Annotated in this window: 18 protein-coding genes and 1 pseudogene; 15 read left to right on the top strand and 4 right to left on the bottom strand. The window is 73.3% G+C overall.

The annotated features are described in order from the left end of the window. Positions 1-116: 116 nt before the first annotated feature. A complete protein-coding gene (locus LRS74_RS06560; protein ID WP_277740106.1) occupies positions 117-1,661 on the bottom strand; it encodes an aldehyde dehydrogenase family protein in 1,545 nt (514 codons plus the stop codon). Positions 1,662-1,912: 251 nt separating this feature from the next. Here LRS74_RS06560 and fdhD point away from each other — a divergent pair, with 251 nt between their 5' ends. Continuing rightward, positions 1,913-2,794 (top strand): formate dehydrogenase accessory sulfurtransferase FdhD, encoded by an 882-nt coding sequence (gene fdhD, locus LRS74_RS06555; protein WP_277740105.1) that lies wholly within the window; start codon positions 1,913-1,915, stop codon positions 2,792-2,794. 387 nt (positions 2,795-3,181) lie between these two features. Here fdhD and LRS74_RS06550 read toward each other — a convergent pair whose 3' ends face one another. Next, positions 3,182-4,498 carry an amino acid permease gene (locus LRS74_RS06550; RefSeq protein WP_277740103.1) on the bottom strand — a complete coding sequence of 439 codons (1,317 nt, stop codon included), beginning with the start codon at positions 4,496-4,498 and terminating at the stop codon, positions 3,182-3,184. 133 nt (positions 4,499-4,631) lie between these two features. On the opposite strand from LRS74_RS06550, the pseudogene LRS74_RS06545 reads away from it, so the two are divergent. Beyond that, positions 4,632-5,078 (top strand): annotated as a pseudogene (locus LRS74_RS06545) (Lrp/AsnC family transcriptional regulator); the annotation flags it as partial. 86 nt (positions 5,079-5,164) lie between these two features. Here LRS74_RS06545 and LRS74_RS06540 read toward each other — a convergent pair. Next, positions 5,165-6,214, bottom strand: a complete 1,050-nt coding sequence (locus LRS74_RS06540; RefSeq protein WP_277740102.1) for a helix-turn-helix transcriptional regulator — start codon at positions 6,212-6,214, stop codon at positions 5,165-5,167. Positions 6,215-7,115: 901 nt separating this feature from the next. On the opposite strand from LRS74_RS06540, the gene LRS74_RS06535 reads away from it, so the two are divergent. The 10 genes from LRS74_RS06535 to LRS74_RS06490 all read left to right on the top strand — a co-directional run bounded on the left by LRS74_RS06535 (position 7,116) and on the right by LRS74_RS06490 (position 18,456). Then, on the top strand, positions 7,116-7,637 hold the full coding sequence (locus LRS74_RS06535) for a DinB family protein (RefSeq protein ID WP_277740101.1): 522 nt from the start codon (positions 7,116-7,118) through the stop codon (positions 7,635-7,637). Positions 7,638-7,730: 93 nt separating this feature from the next. Continuing rightward, on the top strand, positions 7,731-8,519 hold the full coding sequence (locus LRS74_RS06530; RefSeq protein WP_277740100.1) for a hypothetical protein: 789 nt from the start codon (positions 7,731-7,733) through the stop codon (positions 8,517-8,519). A 209-nt stretch (positions 8,520-8,728) separates the two neighbouring features. Further along, on the top strand, positions 8,729-10,072 hold the full coding sequence (locus LRS74_RS06525) for a SidA/IucD/PvdA family monooxygenase (RefSeq protein ID WP_277740099.1): 1,344 nt from the start codon (positions 8,729-8,731) through the stop codon (positions 10,070-10,072). Positions 10,073-10,245: 173 nt separating this feature from the next. Further along, positions 10,246-11,652 (top strand): diaminobutyrate--2-oxoglutarate transaminase family protein, encoded by a 1,407-nt coding sequence (locus tag LRS74_RS06520; protein WP_277740098.1) that lies wholly within the window; start codon positions 10,246-10,248, stop codon positions 11,650-11,652. Next, positions 11,649-12,998, top strand: coding sequence for a SidA/IucD/PvdA family monooxygenase (locus LRS74_RS06515; protein ID WP_277740096.1), 1,350 nt, complete (start codon positions 11,649-11,651; stop codon positions 12,996-12,998). Before LRS74_RS06520 ends, LRS74_RS06515 begins: the two co-directional genes overlap by 4 nt. Continuing rightward, positions 12,995-14,203, top strand: coding sequence for an FAD-binding oxidoreductase (locus tag LRS74_RS06510; RefSeq protein ID WP_277740095.1), 1,209 nt, complete (start codon positions 12,995-12,997; stop codon positions 14,201-14,203). Before LRS74_RS06515 ends, LRS74_RS06510 begins: the two co-directional genes overlap by 4 nt. Positions 14,204-14,252: 49 nt before the next feature. Beyond that, positions 14,253-14,933, top strand: coding sequence for a serine O-acetyltransferase EpsC (gene epsC / locus LRS74_RS06505; RefSeq protein ID WP_277740094.1), 681 nt, complete (start codon positions 14,253-14,255; stop codon positions 14,931-14,933). Continuing rightward, positions 14,930-16,570 carry a class I tRNA ligase family protein gene (locus LRS74_RS06500; RefSeq protein WP_277740093.1) on the top strand — a complete coding sequence of 547 codons (1,641 nt, stop codon included), beginning with the start codon at positions 14,930-14,932 and terminating at the stop codon, positions 16,568-16,570. The genes epsC and LRS74_RS06500 overlap by 4 nt, the downstream gene beginning before the upstream one ends. Continuing rightward, positions 16,567-17,715: a hypothetical protein gene (locus LRS74_RS06495; protein WP_277740092.1), complete on the top strand. Its 1,149-nt coding sequence runs from the start codon at positions 16,567-16,569 to the stop codon at positions 17,713-17,715. Before LRS74_RS06500 ends, LRS74_RS06495 begins: the two co-directional genes overlap by 4 nt. Before the next feature lie 48 nt (positions 17,716-17,763). Continuing rightward, positions 17,764-18,456 carry a pyridoxamine 5'-phosphate oxidase family protein gene (locus tag LRS74_RS06490; RefSeq protein ID WP_277740091.1) on the top strand — a complete coding sequence of 231 codons (693 nt, stop codon included), beginning with the start codon at positions 17,764-17,766 and terminating at the stop codon, positions 18,454-18,456. 88 nt (positions 18,457-18,544) lie between these two features. Here LRS74_RS06490 and LRS74_RS06485 read toward each other — a convergent pair whose 3' ends face one another. After that, a complete protein-coding gene (locus LRS74_RS06485; protein ID WP_277740090.1) occupies positions 18,545-18,898 on the bottom strand; it encodes a cupin domain-containing protein in 354 nt (117 codons plus the stop codon). Positions 18,899-19,070: 172 nt separating this feature from the next. On the opposite strand from LRS74_RS06485, the gene LRS74_RS06480 reads away from it, so the two are divergent. The 3 genes from LRS74_RS06480 to LRS74_RS06470 all read left to right on the top strand — a co-directional run bounded on the left by LRS74_RS06480 (position 19,071) and on the right by LRS74_RS06470 (position 22,185). After that, positions 19,071-19,925, top strand: coding sequence for a hypothetical protein (locus LRS74_RS06480; protein WP_277740089.1), 855 nt, complete (start codon positions 19,071-19,073; stop codon positions 19,923-19,925). Between the two features lie 72 nt (positions 19,926-19,997). Next, a complete protein-coding gene (locus LRS74_RS06475; RefSeq protein ID WP_277740088.1) occupies positions 19,998-20,264 on the top strand; it encodes a hypothetical protein in 267 nt (88 codons plus the stop codon). Next, the gene (locus LRS74_RS06470) at positions 20,257-22,185 is read left to right on the top strand and encodes an HEXXH motif domain-containing protein (protein ID WP_277740087.1); all 1,929 of its coding nucleotides are present in this window, start codon (positions 20,257-20,259) and stop codon (positions 22,183-22,185) included. Before LRS74_RS06475 ends, LRS74_RS06470 begins: the two co-directional genes overlap by 8 nt. Positions 22,186-22,225: the final 40 nt, after the last annotated feature.

The raw sequence follows: 22,225 nt of genomic DNA, 5'->3' as shown, positions 1-22,225 counted from the left end.
CGGTACGGCCGTGGCGTCGGAGGGAGGGGCCGCAGGGCTGGCGGAAGGGGCCTCGGCGTTCAGCGGCCACGGAGCCGGCCGTCAAGGGGCCACGGGCCGGCCGGCAGGCCGTGCGGTTACGGCATCAGGTGGTAGTCCGGGAAGTTCCCCGGCGGTCGCTCGCCCTCCGGGCCTCGGGTGACCGCTCGCACCAGCAGTTCGCCGCCGACGAAGGCCCCGCGCCAGGAGGCGCCGAAGCCGCCGAAGAGCTCGTCGCGGTCACCGCGGGAGCGCGGCTTGCCACGGCCGACCTTGAAGGCCCGGATCTGCGGGGCGAGCCGCTCGTAGGCGGCCGGGTCGTCGCAGGACAGGGTGGCGACCAGCGCGCCGTTGCTGGCGTTCATGGCCGCCAGCAGCTCGGCCTCGGTATCGACCAGCACGATCGTGTCGACCGGGCCGAACGGCTCGGCGTGGTGCAGCGGGGAGGTCGAGGGCGGGTTGAGCAGGGTGACCGGGGCGACGTACGCCGAGAGGTCCTGGCCGGGGAGGACATGGCCGTCCGTGAGACGGCCGCGGTGCAGCGGGACCGCCCCGCGGTCGATCGCCTCGGTCACCTGGTCGGACAGCTCCTTGGCCTTGGCGGCGTTGATCAGCGGGCCGAAGTCCAGCTCGGGGAGGGCGTCGTCCGGGTCCGCGACCGCCAGCGGGTGCCCCACGCGCACCGAGCGCACCGCCGGGAGGTAGGTGGCCAGGAACGCGTCGAAGGCGGACCGCTGGACCACGAAGCGCGGATACGCCGTGCAGCGCTGCTTGCCGTAGTCGAAGGTCTTGCGGATCTGGGCGCCCAGCGCCTCCCAGTCGGTGTAGTTCCACACCCCCCAGGCGTTGAGCCCCTCCTGCTCGAGGATGTGCCGTTTGCCCAGGTCGGCCACGGCGGTCGCCACCCGGGCCCCGGTGTCACGGCCGCCGACGAAGGAGACGCAGCCGATCTCCGGGGCGCGCACCAGGGACTCGGAGAGCTCGCCGCCGCTGCCGCTGACCAGGGTGATCGGGAGGCCCTCGCGCGCGGCGAGCGCGGCGGCGAGGGTGAGACAGCCGACGCCGCCGTCGGTCGGGGTCTTGGCGATGACCGCGTTGCCCGCCAGCGCCTGCACGAGCATGGCGTGGACCAGGACGCTCATCGGGTAGTTCCAGCTCGCGATGTTGCTGACCGGGCCGTCGAGCGGGCTCCGCCCGTCCAGCATGCGGTCGATCTCGGCCACGTACCACCGCACGCCGTCGATGGCGCGGTCCACATCCGCCCGCGCCAGCCGCCACGGCTTGCCGATCTCCCAGACCAGCAGCAGGGAGAGGAGCTCACGGTGCTCGGTGAGGGCGTCCAGGGCCGCGCCGACGCGGGCCTTGCGCTCCGGCAGGGCGACCTGCCGCCAGTCGCGGTGCTGGTCGAGGGCGGCCCGTACGGCGCGCCGCGCGGTGTCGGCGTCCAGTCGTGGCGGGCCGACGATCGGGGTGCCGTCGACCGGGGTGGTGGCGGGCAGGCTGCGGCCGTCGGCCTGCCAGTTCCCGCCCCAGAGGTTACGGACCGTGTCGTCCTGGAACGCCTCCGGGGCGACGGCCAGACAGCGCCGCCAGGCGTCGGCCCAGGCGGTGCCGGGCTTGAGGATGAGGGTGGGTGCTGCCATCAGTGGTCTCCGCTCTCGTTGCACGGGCGGGGCGGGAGGTGGCGCTCGTATCGGGAAGGTAGCCCCGAGCCCCGCAACGGGCTTCGATTACGGCTCAGCTATGGCTCACATCACGCGCGCGGCGGCCCGCGCGGGGAGGGGTTTCCGCCATGCCCGGGGACGGGGTCCGCTCGGTCGACCGCGCGACACCCCCTAGGGTGAGACCGTCAGCGACCTGCGGTCACACCTCACAGAACCGGGACTGATGGGACATGGGACGGGTCACCGAGCGGCGCCGTGTCGTCCGCATCCGGGACGGCGCGGTCAGCACGCGTCCGGACACCCTGGTCGCCGAGGAGCCCTTGGAGATCCGGCTGAACGGACGACCGCTGGCGATCACCATGCGCACTCCGGGGGACGACTTCGCGCTGGCCGCCGGCTTCCTGGTGAGCGAGGGCGTCCTCGGCGGCGCGGCGGACGTGGCGAACATCGTCTACTGCGCGGGCGCCACGGAGGACGGCTCCAACACCTACAACGTGGTGGACGTGAAGCTCGCGCCCGGGGTCCCGGTGCCGGACATCACGCTGGAGCGCAACGTCTACACGACGTCGTCCTGCGGACTGTGTGGCAAGGCCAGCCTCGACGCCGTGCGGACCACCGCCCGCTGGCGGCTCGACGAGCGCGACGGGGACGACATCCGGCTCACGCCGGAGACCCTCTCCGCGCTGCCCGACCGGCTGCGCGCGGCCCAACGCGTCTTCGAACGCACCGGCGGGCTGCACGCCGCCGCCCTGTTCACTCCGGAGGGCGAACTCCTCGACGTACGCGAGGACGTGGGCCGGCACAACGCGGTGGACAAGCTCGTCGGCCGGGCGTTGCGGGAGGGGCTGCTGCCGCTGTCCGACGCGGTGCTGCTGGTGTCCGGTCGCGCCTCCTTCGAACTCGCGCAGAAGGCCGTGATGGCGGGCATCCCGTTCCTCGCGGCGGTCTCCGCCCCCTCCTCGCTCGCCGTCGACCTGGCCGCGGAGACCGGTCTCTCCCTGGTCGGCTTCCTGCGCGGCGGGTCCATGAACATCTACGCGGGCGAGCAGCGGATCGCCCTGCGGACGGCCGCCGGGGACGGCCTCGCGGCGGCGGACCGACCGTCCGCCTGACTGACCCCTCCCAGGGGCCCCGCGCCGGTCGCCGCCGGCCCCAGGGGCGCCCCGAAGCCGGCCGGTACAAGCTCGGTTCCGCCCCAGGAGCGGGTTCCCGCCCCGCCGCGGCGCCCGCGCCCGCCCTCGGAATGGTGGGGGAGCACCGCTCATGACGGCAGGTGGCCGGCTTTGCCGGCACCGCTGGGGCGCGGCGGGGAGCATCGCCCCCGACGGCCCGCGGCCGTGTGACGTGGGGGCTCCGGGTACGGCACGGCATGGGTGCCGTACCCGGAGGTCGGCGCGGGCAGGCGCGCCGGGTGGAGCGGAGGCCCGTGTCCGAGGGCCTCGGGTGGAGGCCGGGCGGCCTCCGTCCGGAGGCTTGAGCGCCTCCGGTGCCGGCAGTGGTCAACTGCCGGAGCTTTCCGGGGTGGGGGAGCGTCGGGCGGTGGGGCGGAGCAGCGCGGCGGCTCCCAGCACGGCGGGCCAGATCATGAACCAGCCGGTGAGGGCGAGCAGCAGCAGGATGATCACGAGCGCGCAGGCGGCGGAGAAGGTGCCGGCGCGGCTGACGCCCCGCAGCAGTTTGATGCCGGCGGCGGCGCCGATGGCGTAGACGGCGCCGAGGCAGGCCGTGGTGGAGAGGATCAGCGGTTCCAGGTCCATCTCGGTGACCGCCGCGACGCAGAAGGTCACGCCGGAGATGCCGGCGACCACCAGCAGGCTGCGTCGGGGCACCCCGCCGGTCTCGGCGCCCGAGCCCAGGCCCGCGGGGAGGGAGCCGTCGCGGGCGAGGGCGGCGCCCAGCTTGGCGGTGCTGGCGATGTAGGCGTTCATCGTGCCGAGGGTGACCAGGAGGGCCACGACGCTGGCGATCACGTCGCCGTAGGAGCCGAGGCCGGTCTCCAGGAGGGAGGCGAGCGGTGTGGTGGTGTCGCCCGCCGCGTCGCCGAGGACCAGCACGGTGACCGCGGCCAGGCTCAGGTACAGCACGCCGACGATCAGGAGGGCGCCGGCGGTGGCGCGCTTGACGTTGCGGGCCGGGTCGGAGAACTCGGCGGAGAGGTGGGTGACCGTCTCCCAGCCGGTGAAGGACCAGACGAGCAGGGCGCCGGCGGTGCCGATCGAGGCCCAGCCCTCCGGGGCGAAGGGGGTCAGGTTGCCGGTGTCCGCGTCGGGCACCACCACCACGATCGCCAGCACCAGGAGCAGGGCCAGCGCGCCGGACAGCAGGAGCTGGATCCGGCCGGAGATCCGGACGCCGAAGGCGTTGCCCACGAAGCCCACGACCAGGAGGACGCCGGCGTACGTCACCGTCAAGCCCCAGCCGCCGCCCGTGGAACGCGACAGGTACTCGGCGCCGAAGAACGCCAGCGCCGGGATGCCGACCGGGGCGCCCAGGTAGAACCACCAGCCGACGGCGGTGGCGGCACGGCCGCCGAACGCCCTTCGCACATAGGTCGACACGCCGCCCGCATCGGGGTAACGAGCGGCGAGCGCGGCGAATGCGGCGGCCAGTGGCACCGACATCACCACGAGTCCGAGCCAGGCCAGGAGGGAGGCGGGGCCCGCCTCCTTCGCGGCCAGTCCGGGCAGTGCCAGAACGCCGGTGCCTAACACCGCCCCCACATAGAGGGCGGTGCCCTGGGCGAGATTCAGCCCTCCCGGATTGGCTGGATTCTCTTGGTCGCTGGCAGTCGGGGGTGCCTGCGTGGACCGCGACATCCGGTGGGCCTCCTCGCGTGTGGTGCGGAGCAATGTTCGCCAAGGCAGCATAGGAGCGTGAACTCCGGTCGGTACATGGGGAGTTTTAAGCGTTCCCGCGGTTCGGATAAGGAATTCTGTGTATCGTCGGCGGATGGCTAACAATTCGAAAGCCGATCTCGATGCCACCGACTGGCGCATCCTGTCGGAGCTTCAGGAGAACGCCAGGATCACCTTCAGCGAGCTCGGCCGCAGGGTCGCGCTCACCCCGCCGGCCGTCGCCGAGCGGGTCCGCCGTCTGGAGCAGCGCGGGGTGATCGAGGGCTACCGGACCCGGGTCAACCTGGGCCGGCTGGGGCTGCCGATCCTCGCCTTCGTCAACATCATCTACCCCGGTGGCGACTACCGGGACTACGTGCGGGCGTTCACCGACTGGCCGGAGATCCTGGAGTGCCACCACGTCACGGGCAGCGACTGCTTCATCGCCAAGGTCGCCGCCCGTTCCATGGAACACCTCGAGGAGATCACCTCGCGGATCGCCCGGGTCGGTTCCCTCACCACCACCGTGGTGTACTCGACGAGCGTGAGCGACCGGGCGATCACTCCCGAGATGACCTCCGATGTGCCGGACGGGGTGCCGAGTGAGGTGGCCGCCGCCACCCTCGCGCGGACTCAGGGCGCCGGCCTTCAGCGGGTGTAGCCGGCCTGTGACCGTGACAGCTCGCTGCCTGGGCGGTACACGTCACGCAGCAGATATCCGGCCTGGAAGCGGCTCTTCGCCCCGATCCTGTTCATCACCTCCGAGATGTGACGTTGACAGGTGCGGGCGGAAACGCCCAGCCGGCGGGCGATGGACTGATCGTCCATGCCCTCCGCCAGCAGGCTGACGATCACCTCCTTGGTCTCGTCGGAAAGCGCTTTCACCTGCTCACGGCTGTGTGTCTCGGGAAACTCGCTCGCCCGCAGCCAGGTCCGCTCGAAGACCGCCCGCATGAACCCGACGATGTTCGGCTCCCGGATGATCAGTGCCGCGCTGGGGTCGTCGGGGACCTCGACGATGCCCACCGTCGCGTCGAAGATCAGCATGCGCATCAGCCCGTCGCCGGCGGTGCGCACCCGGGCTCCCAGTTCGCTGACGCGTTTCACGTAGTCGATGGTGGGTTGGTGGAAGCGCGCGGAGTGCTGATAGATCGTCCGCATGGCCACGCCGCGCCTGAGCATTTCCTCGTCGCGCAGCTTCGCCTCGTCCAGGACGTCCTTGGGGCGACTGCCTCCCGGCTGCGAGGTCAGCACTTCCATGGTGCAGCGATTCGCCGCGTCCTGGATGAATGCCCTGACCGCCGCGAGATCCGTGACGAGTTCCACGACTTCCGCGCGCTTGCGGTGCGCGGCGCTCGCCTCGTACTGCGGTATCAGTGACTGGAGTTGGGAACGCGTTCTGTCAATGGTCAGCTGCCATGTGCGGGTGTGCTGCTCCATCGGGGCCAACAGCTGGGCCGCGGCCAACTCCGGGGCCACCGGCGCCAGTGCCCCGGGAGCGTCCAGCACCCCCTGGAGCAGGCACAGCGCCTCCAGTTCGGCGATCGCCTCGCTCGCCGTCTCGGGGGTCATGCCCAGGTCCCGAGCCAGCTCCTGGGGCAGGAACTGTATGCGATTCGCGGCATAGATGTAGGCGTTGCAAGCGGTCTGGCTGAGCTGTGGTATGGAAAACGGCTCTAATATGTCCTCGCTGCGCACGATTTGACCCCCTCGGGTTTGCGACTTGCGACAACACGAGCTCCTCAATTGCTCGATCGTTGCATGTCCGAGATGACAGTGTGATCGCTAGCGCCCTCGGATGGCTGGATCCGATGGGCGTGCCACGGAGTTCGAATCGGGGATTTCATGCACTTGAAATACATCGCTCGATCGTGTCTCGGAGTGTCCGTCGGGGCCGCGCTCATGACCACCGTTTTCACGGCAGTGTCCGGGCCCCCTGTGACGGCAGGTGGAAGCCGCTCGACGCCGGGTGCCGCGATGGCCGCGTCGTGCCGCACGGCCCCGCCCAACCCGCTCCACATCGACACCGGTTGGGGCTGCTGACCTCCCGCTGACGCAGCCATCACCCACCCCCCTACGGCGCCGCTTCCACCGATCACTTCGGTGCTCTCACCCCCCCCGCTGCTGACCATGCCCGGGGATTCTCTGTGCCTTGCACTGCGACGAGGAACGAGGTCCTATGGAAAGCCCTGTCAGTCCTGCCCTGCCTCCGCGCCCCAGGAGCACACCCGGTTCCTGGAGCAGTGGCGGCCCCGGAAGACAGCCCCCCGGCTCTCGACCGCCCTCCGCGTCCAAGGATGCGCGCACGGACGCCGTCGCGACCACCCTCCGGGAGGCGGACGCCGGCCCGGCCGGAGACGCCGGCCGCGCGAGTGCCGCTCCCGCCGATCCGGGCGGCGGAATCGCCGGACACCCGGCGCGACCGGGGCCCGCTGGGCCAGACTCTCGTTGATCACCGAGTGCCGGGCGACCGCTTCACGACGGGGGTGGGAACCGCGCTTCCCCGCCCTGGCGGAGGTGGTGCGGGCCGCCGTCGCGGAGGCCGCCCCGAGCACCTGGGCGATCACGACCACGACCATCGAGACGTCGAAGGACATCCATGTCGCACCACGTTCCCGTCACCGCGGGCGCCGAAGGCCGCAGGATCCCCGCCCACGGGCTGGCCGAGAAGGAGATGCTCTGGGCGTTCCTGCGCTTCGCCCGCGCCACGGTCGTCGCCAAGGTCGACGCGCTGAGCGCGGAGGAGCTGCGCAAGCGGCACGTCGGGTCCGCCACCACGCTCGGCGGCATCCTCAAGCACCTGGTGACCAGCGAGCGGCACTGGTTCGCCAACGTGCTCGGCGGGCGCGGACTGCCCATGCCGTTCGGGCCCGAGGACCCGGACGGGGACTGGAGGCTGGCCGACGGGGAGGACGCCGCCCACCTGGTGGCGGCCTACCGCGCCGCCTGTGAGCTGAGTGACGAGATCATCGCGGCGCTGGAGCTGGACAGCACCGGCGCGCAGACCGACGACGACTACACCCTGCGCTGGGCGCTGACGCACCTGGTCGCGGAGACCAACCGGCATGCCGGACACGCCGATGTGCTGCGCGAGTTGACCGACGGCGCGCGCGGTTGGTGACCCGGCCCCTACGAGCAGTCGAGCACCATCGACCGTCGGCCGTCGCGTCACAGCGCCCGGAGGCGAACCGAGCCCTGACAAGGGAGGAGCGATATGAGCGACGACGGCCGCCGGCCCGGACGGCGGGGCGCGCTGTGGGGCGACCCGGACTTCACGAAGATCCGGGCCGGTGAGACCGTCTCTCCCCTCGGCGTGCGGGTCACCCCGCTCGCCGTGCCGTCGACGGCGGTGCTCGCCGTGGACGTCGGCTCGCGACGGCCCGTCCCGCCGCGGTTCTTCGAGTCCCGCCCGCTCGTGCCGCTCGTGTCGTCGTTCGGGGTGCTGGTGGACCGCGCCGGACCGCGCCCACCGGTGATCGTCGTCAATGCCTCGCGTGCGGTGCCGCCGCTGGGCGCCATCGGCGACCTGGTGGGCGCCGGGGCGGCCACCGCGCTCGCCGGGCGCTTCCCGCCGGTGCCGCTGTCTCTCACCGCCGCGCTGGTGGGCGTGGTGCCCGGCCTGCTGGTCCCGACGGCCGGCGGCTCCGGGGGCGCGGAGGCGGCGGTGTTCATCGGCGTGCTCTTCGCCACAGGAGCGGGCGCCGGGGTTTGCGTCGGGCTCGCGCTGAGCATGCGTCAAATGATCACCCCCGCAGGGCCGTTGGGCCGTCTCGACGCGGGCATGCGCGACACGACGCTCTTCGGTCGCGGGCCGATCGGCGGCCTGCCGGCCGGACACCTGGGCGCGGCCATCGGGTCGCGACCCACCCTGTGGGTGGCCGGCGCGATGGTCACCGCCGCCGTCATCCCGCTCCTCCCGTCACCCACCCTCCGGCGTACGACGATGCCCCCGGCCGTCGACGCCACGCCGGACGACGCGTCCGAGACCACCGTGGCCTCGTGACCGTGGGCGGGCCATGCCCCGCCGCGCCCCCCCCCCCCTCCACCCCCCTCCACCCCCCCCCGCCGACCACCCGTAGATCCGACCCGACCTGGAACTCCACCCGCCGCCCGCGCACCCGAGGTGCCGAGCCGTCGGGCCGGCTCGGTGCGTCCCGACACACCCCGGAAAGCCCTTCTTCATCGACGTAACCCACCGAAGGGGAGACACCCATGCCCTATGGCCATATTCACGACATCCTCGGCATCGGCTTCGGACCGGCCAACCTGGCCCTGGCCATCGCCCTCGAGGAGTCGGCTCCCGGACTCTCCGCCCGCTTCATCGAGGCCCGCGACCAGCCACGGTGGCAGCCGGGCATGCTGCTGGACGGCTCCGACATCCAGAACCACCCGAGCCGGGACCTGGTGACGCTGCGCAACCCGCGCAGCCGCTACAGCTTCCTCAACTACCTCTTCGAGCAGGACCGGCTGATCGCCCATCTGAACCTGCCGATGGAGTTCCCGCTGCGCAAGGAGTACGCCCAGTACATCAGCTGGGCCGCCGACCAGTTCAGCGACGTGGTGGACTGTGGGCGCCGGGCCGTCGGGATCGAGGTCCAGGAACGGGACGGCGAGCGGCTCTACGTGGTCGACACCGACACCGGCGAGCGCTACGTCGCCCGCTCGCTGGTGGTGGCCCCCGGCCGCACGCCGCTGATCCCCGCCCCCTTCGACGGCAGCGACTCACGGCGCGTCTTCCACCTCACCGACTACCTGTTCCGGCTGAAGGAGCTGGCCGCCGACCGGGACCCGGAGGCGGTCGCGGTGATCGGCGGCAGCCAGAGCGCGGTGGAGCTGACCCTGGACCTCGCACGGCGCTTCCCGCGCACCCGCGTGGTCACCTACGTCCGCTCGCACAGCCTGCGGCTCAAGGACACCAGCCCGTTCAGCGAGGAGGGCTACTTCCCCGAGTTCACGGAGTACTACTACCAGCTGTCCCGGGAAGGCAAGCGCTCCCTCGACGCCTACATGAAGCCCACCAACTACTCCTCGGCCGACGGCGACGTGCTGCGCGAGCTGTACCTGATGCTCTACGAGCAGCGGCTCGACCAGGACCAGCGGGTCTTCGTCAAGGGCGACCGGCGCACCGACACGGTGCGCGAGGTGGCGGGCGGGATCGAGCTGGGCCTGACCGAGGTGCACACCGGCGCCGTCGAGACCGACACCGTGGACTTCGCCGTCCTGGCCACCGGCTTCCGCAACCTGGGCCCCGGCCCCGACGAGGAGCCGCACCCGCCGCTGCTGGCGGGGCTGGCCGACCGGCTGGCCCGCGAGCCCGACGGCCGGCTGGACGTGCGGGCCGACTACTCCCTGACCCCGCTGGACGGCGACGGGGCGCTGCCCCCGCTGTTCCTCAACGGCCTGTGCGAGTCCTCCCACGGCATCGGTGACGCCGGCTCCTTCAGCCTGCTGTCGCTGCGCGCCTCGGTGATCGCCGACGCCCTGCGCAAGGGCCTGGGCGACGGCGCGGGGAGCGCGCCGCCCGAGCGGCCGGTCACCGTCGGCGCCGCAGGCTGAGCCGCCGGCCCCGGCCGCGCGCCGCTCCGCACCGGTCCCCGGTCGAGCCCCCGGCCATCCGCCGCCGGCCCGGCCCCGGCCCGGCCGTCGGGGCCGCGCCACCCGTGTCGAGCCCCGACCTCCCGTGCCACGAGCCCGCGTCATCCACCCCCACCGAACCATCGGAGCCGTCCGTGACCCACACCCCCCCATCAGCCGGCGTCCCGCAGACGCCCCGCGTCACCGGCGAGGTGCCGGGACCGCGCTCGCGGGAGTACCTGGAGCGCCAGGCCCGACGCGAGTCCACCGCCCGCAGCTACCCCTACCGACTGCCGATCGCCATCGCCCGGGCCCAGGGCGCCTACGTCGAGGACGTCGACGGCAACGTCTTCCTCGACTTCCTGGCCGGCGCCGGCGTGCTGTCCCTCGGCCACAACCACCCCGACGTGATCGCCGCCGTGACGGACCAGCTCGGCGTCCTCGTCCACGGGCTGGACTTCCCCACCCCGGTCAAGGACCGCTTCACCGAGCTCCAACTGGCGCAGCTGCCGGAGCCCATGCGCGAGCGCACCAGAATCCACTTCTGCGGCCCGACCGGCGCCAACGCCGTCGACGCGGCCCTGAAGCTGTGCAAGACCGCCACCGGGCGCGAGGACGTCATCGCCTTCCAGGGCGGCTTCCACGGGGCCACGCTGGCCGCCATGTCCGTCACCGGACTGGTCAGCCAGAAGGAGCCGGTGCGCGGCCGGATGCCCGGGGTGCACTTCTTCCCGTACGGCGGATCCGCCCGCTGCCCGGTCGGGCTGCACCCGGACGGCTGCAACGCGCATGCCGCCGCCTTCCTGGAGCACGCGCTGACCGACCCCAACGGCGGGGTCCCGCTGCCCGCGGCGGTGATCATGGAGCTGGTGCAGGGCGAGGGCGGCGTGGTGCCCGCCGACGTCGAGTTCGTGCAGCGGGTCCGGGCCATCACCCGGGAGCTGGGCGTGCCGCTGATCGTCGACGAGGTGCAGACCGGCTGCGGCCGCACCGGCACCTGGTTCGCCTTCGAGCAGTACGGCATCGAGCCGGACGTCGTCGTCGCCTCCAAGGCGCTCAGCGGCGTCGGCCTCCCGGTGGCGATCATCCTCTACGACGAGAAGCTGGACTCCTGGGCGCCCGGCGCGCACACCGGCACCTTCCGCGGCAACCAGCTCGCCTTCGCCGCCGGCGTCGCCGCCCTCGACGTCTACGCGCGGGAGGACACGCTCGCCAACGTCGCCGAGCGCGGCCGGCAGCTGCTGTCCCGGCTGGAGGAGCTGAAGAAGACCACCGACTGGGTGGGCGACGTCCGCGGGCTCGGCCTCATGCAGGGCGTGGAGCTCACCGACCCGGTGACCGGCCGGCCCGCCGGAGGGCTCGCCAAGGCCGTCCAGGCCGGCGCGCTGCGCCGCGGCCTGATCCTCGAGGTCGGCGGCCGGGACGACTGCGTGGTGCGGATGCTGCCGCCGCTGAACGTCACCGCCGCCGACGTCGACTTCGCCGCCGACACCATCGCCGCCGCGCTGGCCGAGGCGCTCGCGGAGACCGAACCCACCGTGCAAGGAGGCACCCGTATATGACCCGCACCCACCATGACGCACCCGTCCACGACCTGGTGGTCGCCGGCTTCGGACCGGCCGGCATCTCGATCGCCGTGGCCGCCGTCGACCACGACGAGGCGCAGCCGGCCGGCGCGCCCCCGCTGGACGCGGTGTACCTGGAGCGCGCCCGGGACTCGGCCTGGCAGCCGAACCTGGTGCTGCCCGGCACCGACATCCAGCACCACTTCCTGCGCGACTTCGCCACCCCGCGCGACCCCCGCTCCCGCTTCACCTTCCCCAACTACCTGCTGTCCACCGGCCGCTTCTACCCCTTCACCCTGCTCGGTGGCTACGCCAGCCGCGAGGAGTGGTCGGCCTACGTGGAGTGGACCGCGCGGGAGGTCGCCCGGCCGGTCGCGTACCACCGGGAGGTCGTGGAGATCGCGCCGGTGACCGACGCGGACGGCGTCGTCCGGGCCGCGGAGGTGACCAGCGTCGACGTCCGGGACGGCAGCCGCCACACCCACTTCGGCCGCAACGTGGCGATCTCCACCGGCCACCTTCCGTACGTCCCACGGCTGTTCGAGCCGAGCCTGGGCGAACGCGTCTTCCACGCCTCCCGGTTCCTGCCCCGGCTGGCCGCGCTGCCCGAGGGGCCGCTGCGCTACGCCGTCGTCGGCGCCGGCCAGACCGCCGGCGAGATCATGCTGCACCTGGCGGCCCGGCACCCGGACAACGAGATCTTCTCGCTGACCCGCGGCCACGGCATCCGGATGTACGAGCTCGGCCACTTCAGCAACGAGGTCTACTTCCCGCAGGAGACCGACTACTTCTACGCGCTGCCGCGGGCCGAGCGGGAGCAGGCCCTGGACCAGGTGCGGGCGACCAACTACGCGGCCGTCGACCCCGACGTCTCCACCGCCCTCTACCAGGCCGTCTACCAGGACCGGCTCAGCGGCCGGGGACGCTGGCACATGCTCAACCGGACCGCGGTGACCGGCCTCAAGGCCCCCGAGGGCGGCGACGGCACGTCAGGCGGTGTGCACCTGGAGCTGGCCGAGGTGCACACCGGCCGGACCGACGCCCTCGACGTCGACGCCGTCATCCTGTGCACCGGCTACACCGAGCCGCGCCTCCCGGCCCAGCTCGACCCCTTCCGGGACCATCTGCTCACCGACGAGGCCGGCGACCCGCTGGTCACCCGCGCCTACCGCGCGCAGACCCGCGACGACTGCGAGGTCGGCATCTACCTCAACGGCATGACCGAGTGGCGCCACGGCATCAGCAGCGCCACCTCCTTCAGCGTGATGGCGGTCAAGGCCGACGTCATCCACCGCGATCTGCGCGAGCGGCTCGCGGCCCGGTCGGGAGAGGCGGAACGGTGACCGCGACCCCCGCGACACCCGGCCCGGCGGCCACCGCGGAGGTGGTGGTCGTCGGGGGCGGGGTGGTCGGCGCCGCCATCGCCCACGCCCTGGTGACCGCCGGGGCAGGCCGGGTGGTCCTGTGCGAGCAGGGCCGGGCCGCCTGGCAGGGCGCCACCTCCCGCTCCGGCGGCCTGCTGCGGCTGCACCACACCTCCCACCCCGACACCCGGCTGGCCACCCTCTCGCTGCCGGTCTTCCAGAACTGGTCCGAGGCGATCGGCGGCGACTGCGGCTACCGGCGCACCGGGTTCGTGATGCTGGTGGACGAGAAGTACGCCGACCGACTCGCCGTCAACAGCGACGCCGTGGTCCGGGCCGGCGGCGCCAGCCGGGTGATCGACCTCGCCGAGGTGCGTTCGCTGTACCCCGGACTGAACCTGGACGGGGTCGGAGCGGCGGCGTACGAGCCGGAGGGCGGCTACGCCGACCCCGCGGCCACCACCGCGGCCCTGCTGGCCGCGGGCAGACGGCACGGACTGCGGGTGTACGAGGGCACCCGGGTGGAGGCGGTGGAGACCCGCGGCGAGCGGGTCACCGGAGTCGCCACGTCCATCGGTCGCATCGCGGCCGGCACGGTGGTGCTCGCCCAGGGCGCCTGGGGCGCCCGACTGGCCCGCCCGCTCGGCGTCGACCTGCCGGTGCGCCCCCGCCGGATCGGCATCGCCCTAGCGGACACCGGCGGCCCGGACGGGGTCGCCCCCGCCATCCCCACCTGCATCGACGACACCACCGGCCGCTACTTCCGGCCCGACGGCGCGGGCCGGATGTTCTTCGGCGTGCCCAGCGACGACGGCATGGAGCTGGACCGCGAACTGCCGCCGTTGACCCCCGAGGAGCTGACCGCGGCCCGCGCCGCCGTCGGCCGTCGCGTACCGGCCGCCGCCACCGCCCCGGTGATCGGCACCCGTGCCGGGTTCGACGGCTACACGCCCGACCGCCGACCGGTCATCGGCCCGGCCGGACCCGAGGGCTGCTACCTCGCCACGGGCTTCAGCGGCGGCGGCTTCAAGACCGCCCCCGTCGTCGGCTCCCTGGTGGCCGCGGAGCTCATCGGCACGGGACCGGCCGGCCCCACCGAGGAGGAGCTGCTGCGGCCGTACCGCCCCGATCGATTCGCAGCCGGCCGTCCCTCCGCTGGAGATCATTCCTATGCACACATGTGATGGCGCACCATCGGCCCGACGCTCCCTGCTCCGGCGCGCGCTGGCGCAGATGCGCGAGGACATCGCGGTGGTCATGGACAAGGACCCGGCCGCCACCTCGCGCGGCGAGGTCCTGCTCTACCCGCACATCCACGCGCTGTGGGCGCACCGGGTGGCGCACGCCTGGTACCGCCGGGGCCACCGTACGGCCGCCCGCGCGGTGGCGCTGGCCGCCCGCTTCCTCACCGGGATCGACATCCACCCCGGCGCGGTGATCGGACGCCGCTTCTTCATCGACCACGGGGCCGCCGTCGTCATCGGCGAGACGGTGGAGATCGGCGACGACGTGATGCTCTACCACCAGGTCACCCTCGGCTCCGTGGGCTGGTGGAAGGACCGACGCCGGCCGCCGGGCGCCAAGCGCCACCCCACCGTGCGGGACGGGGTGGTGATCGGCGTCGGGGCCAGCGTGCTCGGTCCGATCACGGTGGAGGAGGGCGCCTACATCGGGGCTCGCGCGGTCGTCCTGGAGGACGTGCCGCCGCACTCCAAGGTCTCCTGCCCCCGCCCCCGCGTCCACGACCCGGCCGACACCGCGGGCTCCCAGGCCTCCGGCTCCGCCAACTCCTCCGGCAACCACAACTCCTCCGGCACCTCCGGCAGTTCCAGTACCCCCGGCACATCCGGCACCTCCAGCTCACTGCACGCGGCGGCAACCACGCCACTCAGCAAAGGAGTCGCATCGCCATGACCTACGTCGTCACCAGCGCGCCGCCCAACCCCAACGGAGACCTGCACCTGGGCCACCTCTCCGGCCCCTTCCTCGGCGCGGACGTGCTCCGCCGCCACCTGGCCCAGCTCGGCCACGAGGTACGACACGTCGGCTACTCCGACGAGCACTCCTGCTACGTCCCCCGCCGCGCCCACGAACTGGGCCGCGGCGCCCGGGAGACCGCGTACGCCTTCGGCCAGAAGATGCAGTCCACGCTGGCGCTGGCCGACATGAGCCACGACTACTTCACCCGCCCGCTGCGCGAGCCCCTGCACACCAAGATCGTGCAGCGCTTCTTCCTCGACCTGTGGAACAAGGGCGCCCTGGAGGTCCAGGAGCTGCCGGTCTTCCGCTGCGAGCCGTGCGACCGCTATCTCTACGAGGCCGAGGTGCGCGGCGCCTGCCAGTTCTGCGCCGCCCCCTCCGACGGCGTCTACTGCGAGGAGTGCGGCCGGCCGCAGGACCCGGCCGGGCTCGCGGAGGCGCACTGCACCCGCTGCGGCGCCACCCCCGTGCTCTCCTCCCTCCGGCGCATCGTCTTCCCCCTGGACCGCTACCGCGAACAGCTCGGCGAGTACTACGCGCGGGCCGGCGAGGGCGAGAGCTGGCGGCCGCGGCTGCGCGCCTACCTCGACGACATGATCAGCCGGCCGCTGCCGGACACCCCCGTCAGCCGGGAGGCCGACTACGGCATCCCGGTGCCGCTGCCCGAGTGGGAAGGGCACATCCTGGACACCTGGTTCAGCGGCATCTGGGGCTATGTCGCGGCGACCGCCGGGCTCGCCGAGGCCGAGGGCGACCCGGAGCGCTGGGAGCGCTGGTGGAGCGACCCGGACACCGAGATCGTGCACTTCCTCGGCTTCGACTGCAGCTTCTCGCACGCCATCCTGTGGCCCTCGCTGCTGATGGCGCACGGCGAGCTGACCCTGCCGTCCCAGATCATCATCAACGAGTTCTACCGGCTGGAGGGGGACAAGTTCTCCACCAGCCGCGGCCACGCCATCTGGGGCGGGGAGTTCCTGCGCCAGGTCTCCGCCGACGCGCTCCGCTTCCATCTGTGCCTGACCGGCCCCGAGCGGGAGCAGACCAACTTCTACGCCCGCGAGTTCGACGAGACCGTCGACACCCTGCTGGTGCAGAACCTCCAGCAGTGGGCCGGTGACATCGTGGCGCTGGCCTGCGAGGACTTCGAGAAGGAGGTGCCGGACGTCGGGCTGCTCACCGGCGAACTGGCGGTCATGGCCAGAAAGCTGCCGCAGGAGGTGGCCGAGGCCCTCTCGCCGCAAGCCTTCTCCCCGCAGCGCGCCACCAAGCTGATCGCCGCCGCGATCGACCGGCTGGCGAAGGACCTGCCGATGCTGCGCGCCTGGCGCACCAGCGGCGGGGTGGAGTACCGGATGCGGCTGGTCACCCACCTGGAGCTGCTGGCGCGGGTGGCGGCGGTGAGCGCGCCCATCATGCCGGGCTGGTCGGCCTATGTACTGGGGCGCCTCGGCGTCGCCCCGGTCGACCCGTTCACCGGCACCCCCGCCTGGCCGGGCGTCGAGCCGCTGCTGGCGGCCGGACACCGGCTCACCGGGCCCCTGTCGCCGTTCTTCCAGGGGGTGCATGCGTGACCCCGCGGGTGCCCCGCCCCCTGGCGTTCGCGGAGTCGGTGCTGGGGGTCGGGCTGCTGTTGCTGCCTCCGGTCGCGCTCGCGGGGACCGGCGGGGGCGGGGACACCTGGACGGCCTGGGCGCTGCTGGGCGTCTTCGCCCTGTGCTGGTCCACCGCGCTCGGGCTGGCCGGCGGCTCCCGGGCGGGCGCCGCCGCGCTGGCCGGCGAACGCTTCGGCCCGCCCGCCGGCGCCGCGGTCACCGCGATGTACCTGATCGGCTTTCTCATCGGCCAGGCCGCCATCGCGCTGGCCGCCGGCCGGTTCGTCACCGCCGCGTACGGCGCCGCCTCCTGGGCGCCGTACGCGGCCGGGGCCGCCGTGCTGGCCGCGGCGGCCCTGCTCGCCGGGCGCGGGGTGGCGCCGGGCGCGGCGGCCCGGCGGGTCAGGCTCGCCGCCGTCGTCGTCCTCACGGCCGGTTTCTGGCCGTGGCCGGGGTTGCTGCGCGGCGAGGTGTTCGACGGCGCGGGCCAGGGTGCGCTGCCACTCGCCTTCCTGCTGCTGTTCGCCCTCGTCGGCATGGAGACCGCGGTGCCGGCGGCGGGCGCGCGGGGGAGACGGCGCGGGCTGGTGCCGGCGGTGGGCGGCGGAGTGCTGATCGTCGCCGCCGGCTATCTGCTGGCCCTGCGGCCATGGGTACGGGACGCCGACCCGCAGCCGCCGCCGGACGCCGTGGCGGCGGTGTGGGGCGCGGCCGCGGCCGTCGTCTGCCTGACCTACTGCCTGACCAACCTGCGCGCGGCCGCCCGCTTCCTGGACACGCTCCTGGCCGCGGCGGGCCCCGGCCGGGCGCGCCCCTCCGAGCCGGCGCGGGTCGCGCTCTGCGTGGGGCTCAGCCTGACGGTGCTCGGCGCCGCGGCGGCGGGCTCCTGGGGTGTGGGCGCGCTGCTCGCCGGGCCCGCCGCGATGACCTGGGCCATCTACACCCTGGTCCTGGCCGTCGCCACCCTCCCGCCGGCAGGCGTGGGCCCGGAGGCGCTGGGCGCCCTGGCCGCCCTGCTGGTCATGACGGTGGCGGCGGGCGCCGCGCTGCTGCTGCCGGTGGCGGTGGCGGTCGCCGCCGGCTGGTGGGTGTGGGCGGACCGGCGCGCCGGAATGAGAGGGTGAGGGCACACCGGGAGGGCCCATGTTCCGCAGCGATGAGGGGTGTCAGTCGTGAGGGAAGAAGCAGCAGAGCTGTCCGCCGGGCCGCGGCTGGCGGTCACCGAACGCACCCGGCTCCGCCGGGCACGAGAGAAAGGACGCACCGCTCGCGCCGATCTCGACGAGGTTCTCGCTGCCGGATTCCTCTGCCATCTCGGGGTGGTGGTCGACGGCGTTCCCATGGTCGTGCCCACGGTTTACGGAGTCGACGGCGACACGCTTTATCTGCACGGCTCCGTCGCCAGTCGAAGCCTTGTCCAGGCACCCGATTCCACGGTGTGCGTGACGGTGACCCAGGTCGATGGAATCGTCCTCGCCCGCTCGGTTTTCGAGCACAGCATCAATTACCGCAGCGCCATGGTCTACGGAATTCCACGGGTGGTCACGGAACCGGAGGAGAAACTGGCCGGGCTGCGCGCGCTCACCGAGCGGTGCGCCCCCGGCCAGTGGGACTACGCACGGCGCCCCAACCGCCGGGAGCTGGCCGCCACCACGCTGCTCGCGCTGCACCTGGACGAGGCGTCGGTCAAGGTCCGCACCGGCCCGCCGGACGACGGCGACGGACCGGACGCCGCACTGGGCCTGTGGGCCGGGGTGGTGCCGGTGACCACGGTCCACGGCGCCCCGATGCCGGACCCGGCGCTGCCGACGGACGTCGACATACCGCCCCACATCGGCGCGTTGGCGCGACGCGGGCCGCGCTGAACGGCGCACGTCATCGCCGCGCGGGCCGCGACGACCCTGAACACCGCGACGTGGTCGGGTTCCCGTACGGGAACCCGACCACGCGCCGTCACGCTATGCCCGGCTTGCCACCCCACCACAGCGACAGGAAGACCACCGGCTCGTCCCCGTCGTTCACCAACAGGTGCTTCTCGTGCGGCGGAATGAAGACCGAGTCCCCGAACTTCACCCGCCGGCGCTCACCCGACACCTCGAGCTCCCCGGAACCCGAGACGATGTAGAACAACTCGGACTCCCCGTCCGGATTGACGTGTTCGGACATCGTGGTGTGCGGCGGCACGATGACCCACGCCCCGCCCTCATACGGCTCGTCCGCGCCGTCGAAACGCGGCAGCCGCTGCGCCTTGACGTTGTAGTCGGGCTCAAACTTCAGATCGGACGACTCCCAGCTGTGAATGTGCATTGCGTGTCCCTCTTTTCAGGTCCGCGATACGGCGATTGCAGCGGAATTCAGCATAGGAAATCCACGGGGCGCTGTCACCGAGTCCGTGAGTGTTTTCGCACACCATCTACCGCTCGATGACGCAGACTTGACGAGACGACGGGAAATCGGGGTCCTCGAGGGGGCGAGCGGGATGACGACGGGCCTGCGCATCCGGGCGGTTCTGGTGGGCGTGGAGGTCTGCGCCGAGGAGCCCTCCTGGCGGGCTGACGGGGCGGTGGGGGACATGCTGGACTGCGCGCGCCGGCTCCGGGCCGCCGGGCTGGAGCCGGAGGACGTGGCCCTGCTGCTGTCGGGGTCTCCGGAGGCCGAGGCGGCCGCGGGCCCCGAGTGGGGGCCGTCGCTCCGGCCCGCGGGCCGGGTGACGGTCCACGAGGCGCTGTTCGGCGATCCCGCGGCGCACCGCGCGGACGCCCTGCTGATCGTGTGGTCCGGCCCGGCGATGGCCGAACCCGACGGCCACCGCCGGCTGTTGTGCGCGGACGCCACGACCGTCGCCCCCCGCGGTCTGGACCCGGACGCCGCGCTCGCCGCCCGCCACCCCGGTCTCGTACCGGCCCCCGCGCTGCGGGACTGGCTGGCCGAAATCCGTCGGCCGCCCCGCGAGACTCCCGCCCCGGGCGCCACGGTCGCGCCGTGCCACCACATCGCCGCCTTCCGCCGGCTGATCGCCGCGGACCCGACGCCGGGCCCGCCGGTGCCCGTCCGCCCCGCCGCGGCCCGGCGCCGACGCCTCGTCCAGGCCCTGGAGGCCGTCCCGGCGATGGTCGACCCGACCTCCCGCGAGCTGGTGCTCGGCCTGCTGCCCGCCGAGATCGCCAGCGGCGTGCCGCGCTCGCCGGTGACCCGCACCCAACTCCTCGATCTGCTCGACACCTGCGGACTCTTCCCCGGCGGACTCGACCTGCTCTGCGAGGCCATCGGAGCGGTGGACTCGGGGACCCCGGCGCTGGACGCCTTCCGGCGTGCGGTGACGGCGCTCGAATGATCGGAACACGTCAATTTTGGGCGAAAGTCTGTCCGAGACACGGGGTTTCCGGTCTCCGCGGCCGGGGACATCATGAGTGCAGCGGGCCGAGCCCGGCCCGGACGCTGGGAGGACGCCGTCACGATGGACCAGGCCGCCGCCGCTATCGAGTCCGAGCTTCTCGACCTCGGGGGAGTCACGCTTGAGCAGCTACGAGCGCTGGACAGCCGAGAACGGGACAGGGGCAAGCATCGGCTGCTGCGGGGACTCGAACACCAGGGGATGACCAGCGGGAGCGGTAGTCAGGGGCACCGCGCCGCCCGTGCGCAGACGCGGGGAGAGCGGCGGCGCCATGCCTGAACCGTCGCCGGGCGCGCACGACCGTGGCCGGCGGCACGAGCTGTCCCGGGCGCAGTACGACGCCGTCGCCGGTGGAGCGGGTGATGCCGGGGCGTACCGGCGGTTGTGGGAGGCCGAGCGCAGCCATCGGCTGCTGCTGTTCGACCTCCTGATGGACATGGAGGCGGAGCGGCCCGGAATCTCCGGTCCGCTCCCCGCCGCGGCCGGCGCCTGGGAACTGCTCCTCGCGGCGGAGCGGCGGGACCGTGTGTCGGTCGAGGAACTGCTGTTGCTGCCGGAGACTGGCCTGTGGCTCGGCCGCCTGCTGCGTCGGCTGCGCGGCCCCTCGGCCACCGACGTGCCGGTCTGGGTCGAGGTCGGGCATCTGCACGCGCTGGCCGCCGCGGCGGCCGTCCTGGCCGGCCTGGAGTTCACCCAGACCGTTCCGACCCGGGCCGGAACGGTCTGGCTGCCCAGCCTGGGCCGAGCGTCGCTGCCCCCGCTCCCCGGTGGTGAGCCCTGGGGCGTCGCCGAAGTCCGCTCCCACGGCGGGGCGCTGACCATACGCGACGGCGCGGGCCGTGAGGTGCACGTTCCCGGCCCACTCGATCAGACGACGGACACCTGGCAGCCGGCCCGCCGGGTCGATCTCGGTTCGCCGGCGCCGACCAGACCCGTGTTCCTGGACGACCTCGGCCCCCACCACATCGGTCCGGTGCCGCCCGAGCGGCTGTCCGACCGCGCGGCCGACCGCTGGGAGGCCCGGTTACGGGAGGCGTGGCCGCTGCTGGTGGAGGCCGATCCGCAGTCCGCGGCCGACGTGGCCGCGTTCCTGCGCACGGTCGAACCGCTCCCCGCGGAGAATCTCCACCACCCGAGCAGCGCCACGTCGGCGGACGGTGTCGGCCGCCTGGCCGCCAGCGAGCCGCTGGACGCCGTGCAGCTGGCCGCGACCCTGGCACACGAGATCCACCACAGCAAGCTCAACGTGCTGACGCACATGTACTCGCTGGTCGACTCGGACGCCGAAGCCCATCTGTACGCCCCGTGGCGCAATGAACCCCGGCCGCTGCGCGGGATGTTGCAAGGGGTCTATGCCTTCACGGCGGTGGCGCGGTTCTGGCGGGGCCGCGGTCTGCGGGCCGCCACGGGCGGTGTCGAGGACGCCGGGAACCGCGACCTGGCCGGGTTCGAGTACGCGCTGTGGCGGTGTCAGCTGTCACGCGTCCTGCCGGGACTGCGCGAGGAGCCCGGCCTCACACCGTTGGGACGGCGGCTGGTGGACCGGCTGACCGAGACGGTCGCCGCGTGGGTCGAGGAGCCGCTGCCCGCGCACATCCTCACCACGGCTCATGCCGTCGCGGACGACCACGCCATGGCCTGGCGACTGCACCATCTCGCGCCCGACGCCGTGCTGGTGGCGTGCGCGGCGGACGCCTGGCTCAAGCGTGCCGGCGACCCCGGGCCGCTCCCCTTCGACCGGCGGCCCCTCCTGCGAGCGGACCCCGATGTCCCCCAGTTGGACGTACGAGCCGCGCTGTTCCGGGTGCGACTGGCCGACCCCCGAGCGCTGGAGAACGCCGAGCCGCTGTGTCAGGCCCCGGAGACGGTCGTGCCCGGAGCCCGCGCCGCCGACATCCGGCTGACCGCCGATGACGCGGCGGGCGCGCTGAAGCTGTATCTGAGAGAGATCGTCGACGCCGGCTGCGCGCCGGAGGTCTGGGACCCGGACGCGCGGCGTGCGACCGCGGGCGCCTGGGCGGGCCTCGGCGTGGCACTGGGCGCCGTGGGCGAGCGGCGTGCCGCTCACGCCCTGCGGCAGCGGCCGGAGCTGGTGCGGGGCGTCCACCGGGCCGTATGGGACCGCACCGGAGAGCCGCCCGATCCGATCTCCCTCGCCGCCTGGCTGGACGTGGTCTCCCTGGACACCGTGCCACGTTGACCGCCGTCGGGGCCGCGGCGCCGCCGCGGCCCCACCGGCC

Origin of the sequence: Streptomyces sp. LX-29 (assembly GCF_029541745.1) — a bacterium.
In the GTDB taxonomy this organism is placed as follows: domain Bacteria; phylum Actinomycetota; class Actinomycetes; order Streptomycetales; family Streptomycetaceae; genus Streptomyces.
Note: the sequence above shows the minus strand (reverse complement) of the source record. Positions and strands in the feature narration are given on the sequence as shown.